We start from the raw sequence: 18535 nt of genomic DNA on the forward strand, positions 1-18535 counted from the left end.
GGCGGCAGGGCTGTAGCGCAGCCTCCCTAAAATGCTGCTCCATGCCCATTTCTCCACAAGCCCCCAACTTGGCGCCTGCCACTGACCATGCCGCCACGGCAGCCCAGCCGGTTTGGCCGGCCCTTGCCGCCCCGCATGCGGCGCCTCAGGACCACTGGATTGAACAGCTGGGCCGCCGCCGCAATGATGACTTTGCCTGGCTGAAGTACATCCCCGAGACCGGCACGCGCAGCATGGACCAGCTGCCCGAGCCTTTGGGCAGCCTGCTGCAGGCCGAGCGCCGGTATGCGCAGCAGATGCTGGCGCCGCTGGCCGCATTGGCCCAGGGCTTTTACGACGCGATGGCGGCCCATGTCTGCAGCACGGAGCTGGTGCCGCCTGCCGCGCTGCAAGGCTGGGTTTACAGCAGCCGGCCAGGGGCGGGCGGCCAGCGGGTCTTTGTGCGCAGCCATTCGGATGGCCGGGTGCAGACCCTGGTCGACGAGGCCGTGCAATCGCAAGGCCAGGTGTATTACCGCGCCACCGACCACCAGGCCAGCCCCGATGACCGCTACTACGCCTGGGCCGAAGACCTGATCGGCAATGACCGCCACCGCATCTGTGTGTTTGACACCCATACGGGCCAGACCCAGGTGCTGGTAGAGGGCGACGCCTTTGGCTATGGCGGGCTGACTTTTTCGCCGTCGTCGCAGGACCTGTTCTGGATCTGGCGCGATGCGCACAGCCGGCCCTCGCGCCTGTACCGCAGTGCGCTGCAGGGCGGGCAGCCGGTGCTGGTGCATGAGGAATCAGACCCGGCGCTCTTCATGCGCGTGGCGCGCACAGCGGCCAACGGTTTTGTGGTGCTGAGCCTGTTCGGGCCGGACACCAGCGAGGTGCGCCTGATTGCTGCTGGCCAGGAGCATGCCGCGCCCCGCGTGCTGCACCCGCGCGAGCGCGGCATCCGTTATGAGGTCAATGAATGGGATGGCAGCCTGGTCGCGCTGACCAATGCCGGGGGCGCCACCGACCGCCAGATTCTGCGGCTGGACCCGGCGCAGCTGCAGCCGCAGCACACCTTGGCCCCGCACCGGCTGGGCGTGCCCATCACCATGATGCAGCCCTTTGCCAGCACCCTGGTGCGGCTGCAGCGCGTCGATGGCCTGCCCCAGCTGGTGCTGCTGCAGCGTGACGGGAGGGAGACCACCATCGGGTTTGACGAGCCCGCCTACAGCCTCGAACTTTTGCCCGGCCAGCACTGGGATGCCAGCCATGTGCGCATCAAGCACCAGACGCCGGCCCAGCCGCCGCGCTGGCTGGACATCCGCCTGGCCGACGGCCAGATCACCGACGTGGGGCGCGAGACCTGGAGCGGGGTGGATCCGGCGAACTACCGCATCGAGCGGCTGCAGGCCCGTGCCGATGATGGCCAGTGGGTGCCGCTGACGGTGCTCTCGCGCAAGGACATTGATGCCAGCCAGCCCCAGCCGCTGCTGCTGACGGGCTATGGCGCCTATGGCATTGCGCATGAGGCCTCGTTCTCGCTGCCGGCGCTGGCCTGGGCCGATGCCGGCTACCGCTATGCGATTGCCCATGTGCGGGGCGGCTCCGAGAAAGGCCATGGCTGGTACCAGGGCGGCTGCCGGGAGCACAAGCGCAACTCGTTGACCGACTTCATCGCCTGCGCGCAGCATCTGCAGCGGCTGGGCTACAGCACGCCGCAGCAGACGGTGGCGCACGGCATATCGGCCGGCGGCCTGCTGGTCTGCGGCGCGATGAACATGCGGCCCGGGCAATGGGCTGGCGTGATTGCACAGGTGCCTTTTGTCGACATGCTCAATACCATGAGCGATGCCGGCCACCCGCTGGTACCGCTGCTGCGGCCGGATTGGGGCGATCCGCTGTCCGATCCTGCCGCCTATGACTACATCGCCGCGCTGTCACCCTACGAGAACGTGCGCGAGGCGGCGTATCCACCGCTGCTGTGCACGGCGGGCTTGAAGGATGACCGGGTGCCTTATTGGGAGCCGGCCAAGCTGATCGCCAATGTACGCCGCCGCTCCACCAGCACGGCACCGGCCTTGCTGCTGCTGAACCCGGACAGCGGCCACCAGGAAAGCGACCAGCAAGAGAGTGTGCTGGGCCAGGCGGCGCGCCTCTGGGCTTTTGCCCAGCACTGCGCATTGGCCGGCAAGCCGCCAGCCGTTTAGACCGGGGGGCACGCCCGGGGGCGGTTGCGCTGAAACAGCGCCCAGGCGCACCAGGCGGACACCAGCAGCGCCGGCACTGCCGTGACCGAGATGGCACTGAGCAAATGCCCCTGCACCACCCAGGTGGAGATAAAGCCCGCCAGCAGCGGGCCCAGCGCGCTGAACACCGAGACCACAAAGCTCCACAGTGCAAAGATGCGGGCGCGCAACGCGGCGGGGGTGAGGTCCTGCAGCATCGTCGGCACCAGCGCATTGGCGGTGCAGGTGATGAAGAGAAAGAGCCCCACCACGACAAAGGCCTGCGGCAGCGATGCGGTGGAGAACAGCATCAGGATGGCCGGGATGGCCAGCAGCGCGCAAACGCCCATGACGAGCGGGCGCACCGCCTGGCCCAGGCGCCGGGCGAGCCAGCGGTCCAGCCCGGCCACCACCGGCAGGCAGCCCAGGGTGCTGACCAGCAGGATCGGGCCCATCACCTCGCCAATATGGGCGGGCGTGGCCTCAAAGCGCCGCTCCAGCGCCAGGGCGATCAGCTGGTTGAGCCCTTGCACGGCAATCATCAGGCTGCCGGCAATACCGACAAAGAGGCCGATGGGCTGCCAGCGCGCACGCAGGAACTGGCGCAGCGAGGCACCGCTGGCCCCATCACTGCTGGCGATGTAGCGCGGCGGATCGGCGGTGAGCAGGCCCGCCAGCAGCAAAGGCAGGCCAGCCGCCGACAGCAGCAGGAAGGCCTTGCGCCAGGCGTCCAGATCGCCTGGAATCAGCGCGACGGCCGCGTTCTGGATGTCACCGGCAAAATAAAAGCCTGCGCTGGCGCCGCTGGAGACCAGGGCCGCAAAGCCCAGGTTGGCCAGCACGCGGTGGCGCTGCGGTGCCAGGTCGGGGATCATCGAGTAGACCAGCGGCACCATCGCAAACTCGGTGATACCGGCGGCCGAGCAGCCGAGAAAGAAAAGGGGGAAGTTGGGCGCCAGCGCACTGAGCACCATCATCGCGGTGGAGGCGGCAATCAGGCAGAGCAGCACGCGCTTGCGCGAGAAACGGTCGGCAAACCGCGCCAGCGGAATCGCCAGCGCACTGCCTACCAGCACACCGGCCAGGCCCTGCAAGGCGCCAATAGCGGCATCGCTGATCGCAAAGCTTTTCTGGATGGCCGATAGCGAGATGGCCTGCAGGCCATAGTCGCTCATCTGCACCCCGGCGGTAAGGCCCAGAAAAACGACCGTCAGCAAAGCGCGAACGGACCACTGCGCGGGTCCGGTGCCGGCGGCAGAGGGGGCGGCACTGCCGGAAGAAGTCGTCATGGAAAAGGAGGCAGAGAAGAAGCCACATCCAGTGCCGCGGGCGCTGCCCGCAGCACTGGCACGATGCATTCCATCTTAGTGGCTTACTTCCACTGGTACTGCAGCTGCACATCGACGGTGCGGCCACCGCCGTAGTAGCAGTAGAAGTCACAGCCGCTGACATAGGTCTTGTCGGTCAGGTTGCGGGCATTGAGTTGCAGCGCCCATTCGCGGCTCAGGTCGTAGCGCACCATCAGGTCCAGCAAGGTGTAGCCGGAGATGCGCTTGCCAGGGCTGTAGCGCTGGTCTTCGGTCTGGCCGTTGTAGCGGGCACCGGCCGCCACCGTCAGCTTCTGGCTGTTGGCCAGGCTCAGGCTGTGGCTCAGCCACAGGCTGACCTGGTTGTCCGGAATCAGCGGCGTGCGCACGGTCTGCGTGGTCGAGATGTCCTGCTTGGAGTTGTTGTGCGTGTAGGCCGCCTTGACCGCAGTCGCCGCACCCAGCTTGAAGTCGCCTTGCAGCTCGATGCCCTTGTTGGTGCGCTTGCCCGATTGCGTCTGGATGTTGGAGGCGTCCGAGATCAGCGCGTTCTTTTCCTTGATGTCGAAGTAGGCGAGGGTCAGGGTGCCATTGAGCCAGGTGGGCTCCATCTTCAGACCGATTTCGCTTTGCTTGCCTTCGTAAGGCTTGTAGGTCACGCCTTGGCTGTCCACACCGGCGATGGGCTTGAAGGATTCCGAATAGCTGATGTAGGGCGAGACACCGAAGTCGGTGATGTACATTGCGCCCAGGTTGACGCTGTTCTTGCTGACGTCGTAGGCCGCATCCGAGCCGCTGACCGAGCCGGTGTTCTTGGCTTTGTCATGGCGGAAGCCGAGGTTGAAGTTCCAGTGGCTGCCGACGCGCAACTGGGTGGAGGCATAGGCGCCCCACTGCTTGGAGTGCAGGCCATAAGGCGTACCGGTGATGTCGAAAGGCGCGCCGTAGACGGGGTTGAACATGTCCAGCCCCGGCACGAAGCCGAAGCCGTTGTTCAGGCCATCGGTATCGGACTTGAGGTAGTCGATACCGAAGGTGGGCAGCAGCTGGATGCTGTCGGACAGCTTGAGCTTGCCAGTGATGCGGTTGTCCAGGTAATGGCTCTTGGAGGTGCCGTCGGTGTAGGTGTAGCCGCGCGACAGCGTACGGTCGCCGTCCGAGCCATAGGCAAAGGTGTTGACCTGGTCCAGATCGAGGTGGGTGTACTTGTAGTTCTGCGTGAACTTCCAGTCGCTGTTGATCTGGTGGCTCAGCAGCCAGCCCAGGCTGGACTGGGTGCGCTTGAGGTGGTCCACACCGGGCTCGCCCGCGTTCAAGCGGCGGTCGATGCGGCCATAAGGCGTATCGGTGATGGTGCCGTAGGCGGGCAGGAAGCCGTTGGTGGGGCGGCCATCTTCGCGCTGCACGCTGCCCAGCAGGGTCAGCGAGGTTTGGGGCGTGAACTCCATCGTGACGCTGGGAGCCAGGTAGTAGCTCTTCATGTTGGTGTCACGCTGCTGGCCGTCTTCGCGGCGTGCCTGCGCTACCAGGCGGTAATACACGGTGCCATCGGCATTGGCGATGTCGTTGTAGTCAATGCCGGCGCCCAGGCGCTTTTGGTTGCCGACTTCGGTGTTCAGCTGCAGCGCGCGCTCCTTCTTGGGGCGCTTGGTCACCAGGTTGACCACGCCGCCGGACTCCGAGGCACCAAAGACCAGCGAGTTGGCGCCCTTGACCACTTCGACCGTTTCGACACCAAAGATTTCTGGCTTCCAGACAAAGTAGCCATTGGGCGACGTAGGCGTGCCATCCAGCGACACCGAGGCGTCAAAGCCACGGATCTTGAACCACTCGACCTTGTTGTCCGCACCAAAGGGCTCGCTGACCACGCCGGCCTGGTACTGCAGCGCCTGGTCCAGCTTGCGGGCACCCAGCGCGTCGATCTGGTCCTTTTGCAGCACGGCACTGGAGTTGGGCGCATAGAAGTCCAGGCTTTGCAGATCGTTGACCGAGCCGATCACGGTCACGGTCTCCAGCGTGGTACTGGGGGCGCTGGCCTGAGCCGGGGTTGGCGCCGTCTCTGGGTTGTCTACGTTTTGTGCCAGCGCAGGGGCGGCAAAGCCGATAGCGCCGATGGCCAGCAGAACGGCGTGGACCACCGGGGTGTAGCGTGCGTATTGCATGGTGTTCGGGAGGGGGGAGGGGAGCGTGAGGAGGATAAGCAGTTTGTAATTTTATATTGCAATCGATAATTATTCTCAAATGCATTCTCTTTTGTCGCTAATTCGCCGCATTTGCCTCTTTCTATCGGGTGTTGCTGGGTGGGGTGGCTGTTGCTTGCGCGGTGCCCCGCTGCCGCAGGCACTACGCAGGGGGATCGCGTATAGTGCGCCCAGCGGCCGTGCCCGTAGAGCGCGCGGTGGTGTTCCCTGCCAACCCTGATCGACCTGTGCCCGCTTCCTATTCTTCCTATTCCCTGTTTGAGTCACCGCGCCGCTTTCCGTGGTGGTGGGTCTGCCTGGCCTTGATGGCCGGGGTCCTGCAAGCCTGGTCGTTGGCCTGGCCCTGGCATACCGGTGGTTTTCCGGGCCACCATGGCCAGCCGCTGTGGTGGCTGCAGTGGCTGTCGCTGGCGATGCTGCCTGCCGCGCTGCTGCGTGTGCAGCGGCCCTGGCATGGGGTGTTGATCGGCTGGGCCTTTGCCTGCGCCTGGCTCTGCGCCACCTTCTGGTGGCTGTTCATCTCCATGCATACCTACGGCGGACTGCCGGCACCGCTGGCGGTTCTGGCGGTGCTGGGCCTGGCCGCTTTTCTGGGGCTCTACTACGCGGTGGCCTGTGGCTTGTTCGTCGCTTGGCGGGGCGAGCGGCTGGCGGGTGCGGTGCTGCTGTTTGCAGCGCTGTGGTTGCTGGCCGAGCTGGCGCGCGGCCAGTGGTGGACCGGATTTCCCTGGGGCGCGGGCGGCTATGCCCATGTCGAGGGACCGCTGGCCAGTCTGGCGCCCTGGATGGGGGTCTATGGCATTGGCGCGGTCGCATCGGCTGCTGCGATGTGGCTGGCCGGACTGCGCGGCGCGCATATCGCCCGTTGGCCAGGCTATGCCGCGCTGGTGGCAGTGGCCGGGGTACTCTGGCTGGCCCAGCGCCTGCCCCAGGCGCCGGTGGCGGCGGCGCCCAACAAGCCAGTATCGGTGGCCTTGCTGCAAGGCAATATTTCGCAGGGCGAGAAGTTCCAGGCCAGCTCGGGCATTCCGATGGCGCTGGCCTGGTATGCCCAGCAGCTGCAGCAAAGCCAGGCGGACATGGTGATTGCGCCCGAGACCGCTATCCCCGTGCTGCTGCAGCAAACCCCGCATGGCTACTGGCAAGAGCTGCAGCAGCGCTTTGCCAGCGGCCAGCAGGCCGCGCTGATCGGTGTGCCGCTGGGCGATTTTGAGCAGGGCTATACCAACTCGATGGTCGGCCTGGTGCCCGGCCAGCCCGAGGCCTACCGCTATGACAAGCACCACCTGGTGCCGTTTGGCGAGTTCATCCCGCCGATGTTCCGTTGGTTCACCGATTTGATGCAGATTCCGCTGGGCGATTTCAACCGCGGCGGCATGAACCAGCCCTCGCTGCCCTGGGCAGGCGAGCGCTGGGCGCCCAACATCTGCTATGAGGATCTGTTTGGCGAAGAGCTGGCCAGCCGCTTTGTCGACAATGCACAATCGCCGACGATCATGGTCAATGCCAGCAATATCGCCTGGTTTGGTGATTCGATCGCGATCGACCAGCATTTGCAAATCAGCCGCATGCGGACCCTGGAGTTGGCGCGGCCCATGCTGCGTGCCACCAACACTGGCGCCACCGCCGTGATCGACCGGGCTGGCGTGGTCCAGCAGATCCTGCCGCACCAAAGCCGGGCGGTGCTGCAGGCGCAGGTGCAGGGCGTCGATGCGGGCCCTACCTGGTTTGCCCAGTGGGCGGGCCGGTGGGGGTTATGGCCGCTGTGGGGCCTGGGTGTGCTGGTGGTGTTGGCGGCCTGGCTGGGCCGGCGGCGCCGGTAAAGCACGCGGCACCGTGCAAATGCAGATGCCGTCTTAAGAAAGCACGTTACCAGCAGATGGCGGCACCTCTCCGGGAGGCTTGCCGCCCCGGCACTACCCCAACGGGTACCCGTTGCAAATGTAACTGCTGTTAAAAAACGCAGATAGCCGGGGTTTGGTGGACAAAGCACAGCGCACTCCACGGCTTTGTCTCGCACGTTCGGGCCCAGAAGCGGGATAATGCGTACCTGCAGGTAATGGTGCCTGGGCACCATCAGAGAAATGCGGCGGAGTGACCGCCACCAGAAGTTGGACTGACAATGGCTGAATCTTTTTCCTATGAACAACTGATCGCCTCCGGTGAGGGCAAGTTGTTTACCCCTGAAAGTGGCCGTTTGCCACTGCCGCCGATGCTGATGTTCGACCGCATCACGGAAATCAGCGAAAACGGCGGCGCGCACGGGCTGGGAAAAATTGTGGCCGAGCTCGACGTCAATCCCGACCTGTGGTTCTTCAAGTGCCACTTCCAGGGCGACCCGGTGATGCCTGGCTGCCTGGGGCTTGACGCGATGTGGCAATTGATCGGCTTTTACCTGACCTGGCTGCGCCTGCCAGGCCGGGGCCGCGCCCTGGGTGCCGGTGAGGTCAAGTTCACCGGCGAAGTCGGCCCCGACGTGAAGCTGGTAACCTACGAAATCGACATCAAGCGCGTGATCAAGCGCAAACTGAACATGGCCATTGGCGATGCACGACTGCTCGCCGACGGCAAGGAAATCTATGTCGCCAATGACCTGCGTGTGGGGTTGTTCCTGCGCGAGGGCGACGGCAAGGAAAACGCAGCATGAAGCGTCGGGTGGTTATTACAGGGGCCGGCATCGTCTCCTGTATCGGTGTGGGGCTGGAGGCCGTGGAGACTTCGCTGCGCGAAGGCCGCTCCGGCATCGATCACATGCCGGTGTTCAAGGAAATGGGCCTGCGCAGCCAGGTCGCGGGCATTCCGCGCATCAATGTTGAAGACTTCATTGATCGCAAGCAGCTGCGCTTCATGGGAGATGCTGCCGCCTACGCGCAGATCTCGCTGCAGCAAGCGATTGCCCAGGCAGGCCTGTCACCCGAACAAATCAGCCACCCGCGTACCGGATTGATCATGGGCTCGGGCGGCGGCTCGCCGGCCAACCAGATCGAGGCGGCCGATACCCTGCGTGAAAAAGGCATTCGCCGCGTCGGCCCCTACCAGGTCACGCGCTGCATGGGCTCGACCGTGTCGGCCAACCTGGCGACCAATTTCAAGATCAAGGGCATCAACTACTCGATCACCTCGGCCTGCTCGACCTCGGCGCACTGCGTGGGCGCAGCCGCCCAGCAGATTTCCTGGGGCATGCAGGATGTGATGTTTGCCGGCGGCGGCGAAGAGCTGTCCTGGGGCCTGGCCATCCTGTTCGATGGCATGGGCGCGATGTCCAGCAAGTTCAACGACGACCCGACCAAGGCCTCCCGCCCCTATGACACCGACCGCGATGGTTTTGTCATTGCCGGCGGCGGCGGTGCGCTGGTGCTCGAGAGCCTGGAGCATGCCCAGGCCCGTGGCGCCACCATCCTCGGTGAGATCGTCGGTTTCGGCATCTCGTCGGACGGTGAAGACATGGTGGCGCCTTCGGGCGAAGGTGCGGTCGCCGCGATGGCCCAGGCCATTGAAGGCCTGGACGCCCCGATCGACTACATCAACACCCATGGCACCTCCACCCCGGTGGGTGATGTGCCCGAGCTGCACGCGATCCGCAAGGTGTTTGGCGACCGTATTCCGCCGTTCTCGTCGACCAAGTCACTGACCGGCCACTCGCAGGGCGCCACCGGCGTGCAGGAAGCGATCTACAGCCTCATCATGCTGATGAAGGGCTTCATCGCCGGCTCGGCCAATGTGGACCATCCCGATCCCGCCGTCGGTGATATGCCGCTGGTCACGAAGGCGCGAGTGGCGGAGTTGAAGCAGGTGCTGTCCAACAGCTTCGGCTTTGGTGGCACCAATGCCTGCCTGGTGCTCAAGCGCTGGGATGCTGCCTGACCGGTCCCCCTCCACAATCCCTCTGACCAAGCGCCTTCGGGCGCTTTTCTTTTGCGGGCGCAACAGTGCCTGGGCTGCTATCAAAATGAGATCGCTGATGCAGCACAGGCGCGGCTCCAACACCCGCCAGCGCGGGCAGCCTGCGGCGCCCGGCGGTGCTGGCCCCTGGTGCGCTCGGCTATCGCCGCCCAGAGCGCGGCTGAAAGCACTAAAATCAAATGTTTTTGACCGCTTTGCTGGTGCAGACAGGCAGCAAGGCATGCATGCAGTCCGATCTTGCCGCTGCGCGCCCACTTCGCGGGCCGCCAGCAGCAGGCTGCGTCCACCACCAGACTCTCCATGTTGAATTTCCAACAAATCATTTTGAAGCTGCAGCAGTACTGGGCCGACCAGGGCTGCGCGCTATTGCAACCTTATGACATGGAGGTGGGTGCAGGTACCTCGCACACCGCCACCTTCCTGCGCGCCATCGGCCCCGAGCCCTGGAAAGCCGCCTATGTGCAGCCCAGCCGCCGTCCCAAGGATGGCCGCTACGGCGAGAACCCCAACCGCCTGCAGCACTACTACCAGTTCCAGGTGGTGCTCAAGCCCGCGCCAGCCAACATCCTCGACCTGTACCTGGGCTCGCTCGAAGCGCTGGGCTTTGACCTGAAGAAGAACGACATCCGCTTTGTCGAAGACGACTGGGAAAACCCGACCCTGGGTGCCTGGGGTCTGGGCTGGGAAGTCTGGCTCAACGGCATGGAAGTGACGCAGTTCACCTATTTCCAGCAAGTGGGCGGTATCGATTGCAAGCCCGCGACCGGCGAGATCACCTACGGTCTGGAGCGCCTGGCCATGTACCTGCAAGGCGTGGACAACGTCTACAACCTGCAGTGGACCGACGGCCTGACCTATGGCGATGTCTACCACCAGAACGAGGTGGAGCAGTCCACCTACAACTTCGAGCATTCCGATGCGGAGTTCCTGTTCCAGGCCTTTGGCGCCCATGAAAAGCAGGCCAAGCTGCTGATGGAGCAGCAACTGGCGCTGCCCGCCTATGAACAAGTGCTCAAGGCCGGCCACACCTTCAACCTGCTCGATGCGCGGGGCGCCATCAGCGTGACCGAGCGGGCCGCCTACATTGGCCGCATCCGCAACCTCGCGCGCGCCGTGGCGCAGAGCTACTACGACAGCCGCGAGCGCCTGGGCTTCCCGATGGCGCCGCGCGAGTGGGTGGCGCAGATCCCGCCCAAGGCTGCTGCCTAAACACCCCCGCCGCGCTGCCCATGCCCACGATCTTCACGCATGTCGCCGTACCGGTTGCCGCAGCGCTGGCGCTGGGCAGCCGCCGTGTGCCGCCCAGCATGCTGCTGGTGGGCGCGCTGGCCGCGATTGCGCCTGATTTCGACGGCATTCCCTACCAGTTCGGCAGCGCCGGCAGTGGCATCTGGGCCCACTGTGGCATCACCCACACGGCCCTGTTTGCACTGCTGATGGGCCTGCTTGGCCTGCGGCTGGCCCGCTGGTGGAATGTGCCGCGCCTGGCCGGCTTTGCCTGGGTGTTTTTCTGCACCTTGTCGCACCCCTTGCTGGACATGATGACCAGCGGCGGCAGCGGCATTGCCTTGTTGTGGCCGTTGAGCTCCGAACGTTTTTTCAGCCCTTGGCGACCGATTGCCGTCTCGCCGATCGCTGCAGACCGCTTTTTCTCGCAGCGCGGTGTGCAGGTCCTGGTCAGTGAACTCTACAACGTATGGTTCCCGCTGCTGACCCTGGGCCTGTCCATCTTCGCGCTGCGCCATACCCGGAAATCCTGATGACTTCCTCTCCCAATCTTCTGGTTGAACTGTTTGTTGAAGAGCTGCCCCCCAAGGCGCTCAAAAAGCTGGGCGACGCTTTTGCCCAGGTGCTGCTGCAGCAATTGCGTGCGCAGGGCCTGGCCGGTGACGGCTCTCAGCTGACGGCCTATGCCTCGCCGCGCCGCCTCGCTGCGCTGATCAGCGATGTGCTGCCGCGCGCCGCTGATAAGCAGGTCTCGCAAAAGCTCATGCCGGTGGCCGTGGGCCTGTCGGCCGATGGCCAGCCTACGCCGGCCCTGCTCAAGAAGCTGGCTGCGCTGGGCGCCGACGCCTCGGTGGTGCCGCAGCTCAAACGGGCCCAGGACGGCAAGGCCGAAGCGCTGTTCTACGACAGCACGGCCGCTGGCGTCAGCCTGGCCGAAGGCCTGCAAAAGGCGCTGAGCGAGAGCATCGCCAAGCTGCCCATCCCCAAGGTCATGACCTACCAGCTCGAAGGCAACTGCGAATTGCCCGGCTGGAGCAGCGTGCAGTTTGTGCGCCCGGCGCACGGTCTGGTGGCCTTGCATGGCACCGAGGTGCTGCTGTCGATCGAAGCGCTGGGCCTCAAGGCCGGCAACACCACGCATGGCCACCGCTTTGAAGCGCTGGTGGATCCGCTGGTGATCAGCGATGCCGACAGCTACGCCAAGACCCTGGCCGAGCAGGGCGCCGTGATTGCCAGCTTTGACGAGCGCAAGGCCGAGATCCTGCGCCAGCTGCAGGCCGCAGCCGAGCGCGTGGGCGGCGGCGTCAAGCCGATCGACGATGAAGCGCTGCTGGACGAAGTGACCGCCCTGGTCGAGCGTCCGCATGTGCTGGTCTGCGCCTTCGAGAAAGAGTTTCTCGACGTGCCGCAAGAGTGCCTGATCCTGACGATGAAGGCCAACCAGAAGTACTTCCCGCTGCTGGCTGCCGATGGCGCGCTGACCAACCAGTTCCTGGTGGTGAGCAACATCAGCCCGGCCGATGCATCGGCGGTGACCGGCGGCAACGAGCGCGTGGTGCGCCCGCGCCTGGCCGATGCCAAGTTCTTCTTTGACCAGGACCGCAAGAAAACGCTGGCCTCGCGTGTGGAAGCGCTGGACAAGGTCGTCTACCACAACAAGCTGGGCACCCAGGGTGAGCGCGTGCAGCGTGTGCGCGCCATTGCCAAAAGCATTGCGCAGCAGCTGGGTGCCACCCAGCTGGGCAAACAGGTGGACCAGGCTGCGCAACTGGCCAAGACCGACCTGATCACCGACATGGTCGGCGAGTTCCCCGAGCTGCAGGGCACGATGGGCCGCTACTACGCGCTCAACGACCAGCTCGACACGGCAGTGGCCGACGCCATTGAAGACCACTACAAGCCGCGCTTTGCCGGCGATGTGCTGCCCCGTGGCGACGTCGGCGTGATCGTCGCGCTGGCCGACAAGCTCGAAACCCTGGTCGGCATGTTCGGCATTGGCAACCTGCCCACCGGCGACCGCGACCCGTTTGCACTGCGCCGCCATGCGCTGGGCGTCATCCGCATGCTGGTCGAAAAGGATCTGCCGCTGGACCTGGACACCTTGCTGGTCAGCACCTTGCCCGCCTTTGGTGACAAGATCGAAGATGCCAGCGCCGCGCTGTCCGACTTCATCTATGACCGGCTGGCCGGCAGCCTGCGTGAGCAAGGCTTTGGCGCCCAGGAAGTGGAAGCCGTGCTGGCCTACCGCCCCCAGCGCCTGGCCGATGTGCAAAAGCGCCTGGAAGCCGTGCGCGCCTTTGCCGCACTGCCCGAGGCACCGGCACTGGCCGCAGCCAACAAGCGCGTGGGCAATATCCTGAAGAAGGCCGATGGCCCGGTCCGTGCCCATGTGGGCGAAGCGCTGCTGCAAGAGCAGGCCGAGAAGGACCTGTTTGCCGCGCTGCAAACCGTTGCGCCCAAGGCCGATGCCCAGTTTGCCGAAGGCGATTACACCGCCAGCCTGCAGACCCTGGCTGCGTTGCGCACGCCCGTCGATGCCTTCTTTGAGCATGTGATGGTCAATGCCGAAGACCCGGCGCTCAAGGCCAACCGCCTGGGCCTGCTGGCGACCTTGCATGAGGCCATGAACCGCATCGCCGATCTGTCGCGCCTGGCCGCCGCCTGATAAGCTCGATGGACGCGCAGCCATCGCGCGTGGCTGCCGCCCACCAAGGCCGAGGGCCGCAGCCTGTCTTCTGAGGGAGCCTGTGATGAAACTTGCGATTCTCGAGCGCGACGGTATAGTCGGCCAGCCCGTGCCGGGCCAGCTGAGCGGTCACCAGGACTGGCAGAGCATGCCCGATGCGGCCATCAGCATCGCCCGGCTCAACCTGTCTGGCTGGCATGTGGTGCTGGTCGCCAACCAACCCGGTCTGGGGCGGGGCCTGTACGACTGCGCCGCGCTCAACGACTACCACCGTCAGATGTACAAGGAGCTGGCCACCGTCGGCGCCAAGGTTGATGCGGTGTTCTTCTGCCCCCATCCACCCGATGACCACTGCGACTGCCTGGACGCCCAGGCCGCGCTGCTGCGCCAGATTCTGGACCGCTTCAACATGGAAGCGGGCAAGGTCGCAGTGATCGCCCGCAGCGCCAGCCTGCTGCAGGCCGCAGCCAGCCTGGGCGCGCGCCTGCACTGGGTTTCCGTGCCCGGGGGGTCGGATACCGAGACGGCGCTCTGCCCTTCGCAGGAGGCGCAGCAGCATGCCAGCATGGTCCAGTGCACCGAGCACCTGCTGCAAAGCATGGCGAATCGGCCGCCGCAGGCTTGAGAGCAGGTTGCTCCCACGATGCACAAAGCCCCGCATGGCGGGGCTTTTGCTTGGGCGATGCAGCAGCGCTCAGCCGCCGCCATCAAGCGCGCATCGCACGCGACTGGCTGTGCACCGCTTCCACCAAGGCCGCCACGTGCTCGGGCGGGGTGAACTGGCTGATGCCGTGGCCCAGGTTGAAGATGTGCGTGGGGCCCGGGCGGCTGGTGTCGGTGTGGGGCGTGCCAAAGCTCTCCAGCACATGGCGTACCTGCTCGGCGATGCGCTCGGGCGGTGCAAACAGCACATTGGGGTCGATATTGCCTTGCAGCGCCTTGCCGGGGCCGCCAGCTTCGCCGCCGACGATCGCGCGGGCCTTGCCGAGGTTGGCGGTCCAGTCCAGGCCCAGCACCTCGCAGTCCAGATCGCGCATCTCGGGCAGCCAGATGCCACCGCCCTTGGTGAACACGATGCGGGGCACGTCGCTGCCATCGGTGCCGTGGCGCTTGAGCTGGCTCAGCACGCGCTTGGTGTAGGCCAGGCTGAATTGCTGAAATGCGCCATCGGCCAGCACGCCGCCCCAGCTGTCAAAAATCATCACGGCCTGCGCGCCGGCATCGATCTGGGCGTTGAGGTAGGCGGCCACGCTGTCGGCGTTCACCGCCAGGATGCGGTGCATCAGATCGGGGCGGCTGTACATCAGCGACTTGACCTGGCGGTAGTCGTCGCTGCCCTTGCCTTCGACCATGTAGCAGGCCAGGGTCCAGGGGCTGCCGGAAAAGCCGATCAGCGGCACGCGGCCATCGAGCGCACGGCGGATGCTGGTCACCGCATCGAACACATAGCGCAGCTTGTCCATGTCGGGCACGGCCAGCGCCTGCACGGCGGCTTCGTCGCGCACCACCTTGGCAAAACGCGGGCCCTCGCCTTCGGCAAACGACAGGCCCAGGCCCATCGCGTCGGGCACGGTCAGGATGTCGCTGAAGAGGATGGCGGCGTCCAGCGCAAAGCGCTCGAGCGGCTGCAAGGTCACCTCGGTGGCGTAGTCCACATTCGTCGCCAGCCCCATGAAGCTGCCGGCGCGCGCGCGCGTGGCCTTGTACTCGGGCAGGTAACGGCCCGCCTGGCGCATCAGCCACAGGGGGGTGTAGTCCGTCGCCTGGCGGCGGCAGGCGCGCAGGAAGGTGTCGTTGGTCAGCGGTGCAAATGTCGTGCTCATGGGCAGGGATTGTCGCGCAGTTGCCGATGCCTGGGCAGCGATGCCGGTTTGCCAGGGTAGGGTATGGAGCCAGGTGCGCAGATCGCGCGCCTGCGGTGGCTCATCCCAGGGGGTTCTGGCGGTGTCCGGACTGGCGCGGCGGAAAGGCCGCGTCGCTGGCCTCGTCCTGCGCGGCCCGGCTCGCCTGCTGCTGCAGGCGGTGCAGGCTCTGGTCCAGCTGCTGCAGGGCATCTGCATCGAGCGTGGCCACCAGATCGGTGTTGATGCGCCGCACCTGGGGCAGCAGCGCATCATGCAGGCGCTGGCCGGCGGGGCTCAGTTGCAGCGCGGCGCGGCGGCGGTTGCCCGTCTCGGTGGATTTGTGCAACAGGCCCTTGGCCTGCATCGACGCAATGGCGCGCGAGATGCGGGCCCGGTCGAGTTCGAGCAGATCGGCCAGTTGCGAGGGCTGCAGACCAGGCTGGCGCGCCAGCCACATCAGCACACCCCATTCGCGCCGGGTGATGCCGTAATGCCGCTCGCACAGCCGCGTGACCAGCCGGCCCGCTGAGGCGGTGAGCTTGGCCAGGCGGTAGAGCAGCAGGTCGCTGGGCTGCTGCGGATCGGCAAGGGGGTTGGGCAGCACTGCGGGTAAATCCGGGCGATGGTTGATTAGAACAATTGTGCCCTGGTTTTCTACAGTGCAGACATGCTGCGCGGGCGATTGTTTTGCAGTGGAAAAAGCTTATGCCTTCAGGCTAGATCAAACGCGGCACCATAGCGGGCCTGGGCCTGCTGTTGCGGGCCCCTGTTCATATGCACCGGAGACACTTCCCATGGTTCAACGTCGTCATTTTCTCGGCCAGTCCGCAGCCCTGGCTGCCTCGGTGCTGGCCACTACCTCTTCGATGTGGGCCTTGCCCGCGCAGGCCCAGGATGGCGTGCTGCGCATCATCGTTGGCTACCCGCCCGGCGGGGCGACCGACCGCGTCGCGCGCATCGTGGCCGACAAGCTGCAGGCCAGCCTGGGCAGCACCGTGATTGTCGAAAACAAGGTGGGCGCCGGCGGCCGCGTGGCTGCGCAGTTCGTGAAGAACGCGCCCGCCAGCCAGCCGGTGCTGATGCTGGCCAACCCCGCCGTCATGGTGGTGGCGCCGCTGGTGGTGAACAACCTGGGCTACGACCCCGAGCAGGATTTTGTGCCGGTCAGCGAAGTCAACCGCTATGTGTTTGGCGTGGCCGTGGCCAGCGCCGTGCCGGTCAAGGAGATGAAGCATCTGCTGGCATGGCTCAAGGCCAACCCGGCCAAGGCCAATATCGGCGTGCCTGCCACCGGCAGCCTGCCGCACTTTTTTGCGCTGATGCTTGGCCAGCAAGCTGGCGTCGAGGCCGAGGCAGTGGGCTACAAGGGCTCGGCGCCCCTGCTCACCGATCTGATGGGCGGGCAGGTGCCGGTAGCGGTCGATACGCTCGACACCCTGGTGCAGCAGCACCAGGCTGGCAAGCTGCGCCTGCTGGCTGTCAGTGGCGATGCCCGCAATGCTGTTGTGCCCGATGTGCCGACCCTGAAGGAAGCGGGTGTGAACCTGTCTGCAGCCGGCTGGAACACCTTTTTTGCGCCCCAGTCCATGCCTGCCGCCCAGGTGCAGCGCTATGCCGCCGCCATCCACAAGGTGATGCAGGATCCGGAAGTGCACAGGCAGTTTGCGGCCAACTACCTGGATCCGGTGGCCAGCACCTCCGAGCAGACCGCCAAGGCGCTGCAGGCCTATAAGAAGCAGTGGGCCCCGGTGATCCAGACCTCGGGCTACAAGCCCTGATCCGTTTTCCCCTGAACTGCCCTGACTGTGAGCGAGACCCCGTGTTGAAACGACCGAACATCATCTTTATCGTGGCCGATGACCTGGGCTACGCCGATCTGGGCTGCTATGGCGGCCGCAACGCCAGCTTCGGCGCCGTGTCACCGCACATCGATGCGCTCGCTGCCGGGGGGCTCAAGCTCACGCAGGGCTATTCCAACTCGCCGGTCTGCTCGCCCACGCGCTTTGCGCTGATGACGGCGCGCTACCAGTACCGCCTGCGCGGTGCGGCCGAGGAGCCGATCCGCACTGCCACACGCGGCAACCCGGACCTGGGCCTGCCGCCCAGCCACCCGACCTTGCCGTCGCTGCTGCGCGCGGCGGGCTACCGCACGGCCTTGATGGGCAAATGGCACCTGGGCTACCCGCCGCATTTCAGCCCCCTCCAATCCGGCTATGAAGAGTTCTTCGGGCCCATGTCGGGCGGGGTGGACTATTTCAGCCACTGTGGTGCCAACGGCCAGCATGACCTCTGGTTTGGCGAGGCCGAGCGCGAGCAGCCCGGCTACCTGACCGACCTGATCAGCGACTACGCGGTGGACTACATCGACCGCATGGCGGCCGGCGCGCAGCAGGACACGCCTTTCTTTTTGAGCGTGCACTACACGGCGCCGCACTGGCCCTGGGAAACCCGGGACGACGAGGCGCTGTCGCGCGAGCTGGTGGAGAACAAGCAGGCCATCTACCACCTGCATGGCGGCAATGTCGAGAGCTACCAACGCATGATCCACCACATGGACGAAGGCATTGGCCGCCTGGTGGAGCGCTTGCAGACGCATGGGCTGGCCGACGACACCCTGATCGTGTTCACCAGTGACAACGGCGGCGAGCGCTTCTCGGACAACTGGCCGCTGGTGGGCGGCAAGATGGACCTGACCGAAGGCGGCATCCGCGTGCCCTGGGTGGCCCATTGGCCGCGTGTGATTGCGCCTGCGGGTGAAAGCCGCCAGACCTGCATGACGATGGACTGGAGCGCTACGATGCTGGAGATTGGCGGGGCCGAGCCTGCTGCCGGCTACCCCTGGGATGGACAATCGCTGCTGCCACTGTTGCAGGACGCGGCATGGCAGGACGACCAGCCCCTGTTCTGGCGCATGAACCACCGGGGCCAGCGCGCGATGCGCGATGGCGACTGGAAATACCTGCGCGTCGATGGGGTGGACTATCTGTTCAACCTGCGCGCCGACGAACGCGAGCGCGCCAACCTGGCCAGCGTGCTGCCGGAGCGCCTGCAAGCCATGGTGGCCGCCTGGGAGGCCTGGAACGCCAGCATGCTACCGATACCGGGGGATGCGACCGTGAGCCTGTGCTACACCGAAGCCGACATGCCCCAGCGTTGAGCA

14 protein-coding genes are annotated in these 18535 nt (G+C 65.5%); 10 read left to right on the plus strand and 4 right to left on the minus strand.

Annotated features, from left to right (window positions below; translation table 11 throughout):
- The first annotated feature begins 41 nt into the window (after window positions 1-41).
- Complete coding sequence (locus ACCQ08_RS11245) at window positions 42-2189, plus strand: prolyl oligopeptidase family serine peptidase (RefSeq protein WP_373449812.1); 2148 nt, start codon at window positions 42-44, stop codon at window positions 2187-2189.
- On the opposite strand, the gene ACCQ08_RS11250 is transcribed toward ACCQ08_RS11245, so the two are convergent.
- Window positions 2186-3496, minus strand: coding sequence for an MFS transporter (locus ACCQ08_RS11250; RefSeq protein ID WP_373449813.1), 1311 nt, complete (start codon window positions 3494-3496; stop codon window positions 2186-2188). The two genes, ACCQ08_RS11245 and ACCQ08_RS11250, sit on opposite strands and share 4 nt — an antisense overlap.
- A gap of 83 nt (window positions 3497-3579) precedes the next feature.
- On the minus strand, window positions 3580-5676 hold the full coding sequence (locus tag ACCQ08_RS11255; protein WP_373449814.1) for a TonB-dependent siderophore receptor: 2097 nt from the start codon (window positions 5674-5676) through the stop codon (window positions 3580-3582).
- A 344-nt stretch (window positions 5677-6020) separates the two neighbouring features.
- On the opposite strand from ACCQ08_RS11255, the gene lnt reads away from it, so the two are divergent.
- From lnt to ACCQ08_RS11290, 7 genes are all read left to right on the plus strand, one after another.
- On the plus strand, window positions 6021-7538 hold the full coding sequence (gene lnt, locus ACCQ08_RS11260) for an apolipoprotein N-acyltransferase (protein ID WP_373449930.1): 1518 nt from the start codon (window positions 6021-6023) through the stop codon (window positions 7536-7538).
- 293 nt (window positions 7539-7831) lie between these two features.
- Window positions 7832-8362: a bifunctional 3-hydroxydecanoyl-ACP dehydratase/trans-2-decenoyl-ACP isomerase gene (gene fabA, locus ACCQ08_RS11265; RefSeq protein WP_208300988.1), complete on the plus strand. Its 531-nt coding sequence runs from the start codon at window positions 7832-7834 to the stop codon at window positions 8360-8362.
- Window positions 8359-9579 (plus strand): beta-ketoacyl-ACP synthase I, encoded by a 1221-nt coding sequence (gene fabB, locus ACCQ08_RS11270; protein WP_239809575.1) that lies wholly within the window; start codon window positions 8359-8361, stop codon window positions 9577-9579. Before fabA ends, fabB begins: the two co-directional genes overlap by 4 nt.
- A gap of 339 nt (window positions 9580-9918) precedes the next feature.
- Complete coding sequence (gene glyQ / locus ACCQ08_RS11275) at window positions 9919-10827, plus strand: glycine--tRNA ligase subunit alpha (RefSeq protein WP_116926715.1); 909 nt, start codon at window positions 9919-9921, stop codon at window positions 10825-10827.
- A 20-nt stretch (window positions 10828-10847) separates the two neighbouring features.
- Window positions 10848-11378, plus strand: coding sequence for a metal-dependent hydrolase (locus tag ACCQ08_RS11280; protein WP_373449815.1), 531 nt, complete (start codon window positions 10848-10850; stop codon window positions 11376-11378).
- On the plus strand, window positions 11378-13510 hold the full coding sequence (gene glyS / locus ACCQ08_RS11285; protein WP_373449816.1) for a glycine--tRNA ligase subunit beta: 2133 nt from the start codon (window positions 11378-11380) through the stop codon (window positions 13508-13510). Before ACCQ08_RS11280 ends, glyS begins: the two co-directional genes overlap by 1 nt.
- Window positions 13511-13595: 85 nt before the next feature.
- Window positions 13596-14156 carry a histidinol phosphate phosphatase gene (locus ACCQ08_RS11290; RefSeq protein ID WP_373449817.1) on the plus strand — a complete coding sequence of 187 codons (561 nt, stop codon included), beginning with the start codon at window positions 13596-13598 and terminating at the stop codon, window positions 14154-14156.
- 82 nt (window positions 14157-14238) lie between these two features.
- On the opposite strand, the gene hemE is transcribed toward ACCQ08_RS11290, so the two are convergent.
- Together hemE and ACCQ08_RS11300 are read right to left on the minus strand one after the other, a co-directional pair.
- The gene (hemE, locus tag ACCQ08_RS11295) at window positions 14239-15354 is read right to left on the minus strand and encodes a uroporphyrinogen decarboxylase (RefSeq protein WP_312450436.1); all 1116 of its coding nucleotides are present in this window, start codon (window positions 15352-15354) and stop codon (window positions 14239-14241) included.
- A 100-nt stretch (window positions 15355-15454) separates the two neighbouring features.
- The gene (locus ACCQ08_RS11300; protein WP_373449818.1) at window positions 15455-15979 is read right to left on the minus strand and encodes a MarR family winged helix-turn-helix transcriptional regulator; all 525 of its coding nucleotides are present in this window, start codon (window positions 15977-15979) and stop codon (window positions 15455-15457) included.
- Window positions 15980-16169: 190 nt separating this feature from the next.
- On the opposite strand from ACCQ08_RS11300, the gene ACCQ08_RS11305 reads away from it, so the two are divergent.
- Window positions 16170-17153, plus strand: coding sequence for a Bug family tripartite tricarboxylate transporter substrate binding protein (locus ACCQ08_RS11305; RefSeq protein WP_373449819.1), 984 nt, complete (start codon window positions 16170-16172; stop codon window positions 17151-17153).
- A gap of 41 nt (window positions 17154-17194) precedes the next feature.
- Window positions 17195-18532 carry a sulfatase gene (locus ACCQ08_RS11310; RefSeq protein WP_373449820.1) on the plus strand — a complete coding sequence of 446 codons (1338 nt, stop codon included), beginning with the start codon at window positions 17195-17197 and terminating at the stop codon, window positions 18530-18532.
- Window positions 18533-18535 lie beyond the last annotated feature (3 nt).

Origin of the sequence: Comamonas sp. SY3 (assembly GCF_041730275.1) — a bacterium.
Lineage (GTDB): Bacteria > Pseudomonadota > Gammaproteobacteria > Burkholderiales > Burkholderiaceae_C > Comamonas > Comamonas sediminis.

Bases quoted from the DNA above. Each gene is read 5' to 3' on its own strand.
- glyS (WP_373449816.1), top strand. From the start codon at position 11,378: ATGACTTCCTCTCCCAATCTTCTGGTTGAACTGTTTGTTGAAGAGCTG.
- ACCQ08_RS11255 (WP_373449814.1), bottom strand. From the start codon at position 5,676: ATGCAATACGCACGCTACACCCCGGTGGTCCACGCCGTTCTGCTGGCC.
- glyQ (WP_116926715.1), top strand. From the start codon at position 9,919: ATGTTGAATTTCCAACAAATCATTTTGAAGCTGCAGCAGTACTGGGCC.
- ACCQ08_RS11280 (WP_373449815.1), top strand. From the start codon at position 10,848: ATGCCCACGATCTTCACGCATGTCGCCGTACCGGTTGCCGCAGCGCTG.
- ACCQ08_RS11305 (WP_373449819.1), top strand. From the start codon at position 16,170: ATGGTTCAACGTCGTCATTTTCTCGGCCAGTCCGCAGCCCTGGCTGCC.
- ACCQ08_RS11245 (WP_373449812.1), top strand. From the start codon at position 42: ATGCCCATTTCTCCACAAGCCCCCAACTTGGCGCCTGCCACTGACCAT.
- ACCQ08_RS11250 (WP_373449813.1), bottom strand. From the start codon at position 3,496: ATGACGACTTCTTCCGGCAGTGCCGCCCCCTCTGCCGCCGGCACCGGA.
- ACCQ08_RS11290 (WP_373449817.1), top strand. From the start codon at position 13,596: ATGAAACTTGCGATTCTCGAGCGCGACGGTATAGTCGGCCAGCCCGTG.
- lnt (WP_373449930.1), top strand. From the start codon at position 6,021: ATGGCCGGGGTCCTGCAAGCCTGGTCGTTGGCCTGGCCCTGGCATACC.
- hemE (WP_312450436.1), bottom strand. From the start codon at position 15,354: ATGAGCACGACATTTGCACCGCTGACCAACGACACCTTCCTGCGCGCC.
- fabB (WP_239809575.1), top strand. From the start codon at position 8,359: ATGAAGCGTCGGGTGGTTATTACAGGGGCCGGCATCGTCTCCTGTATC.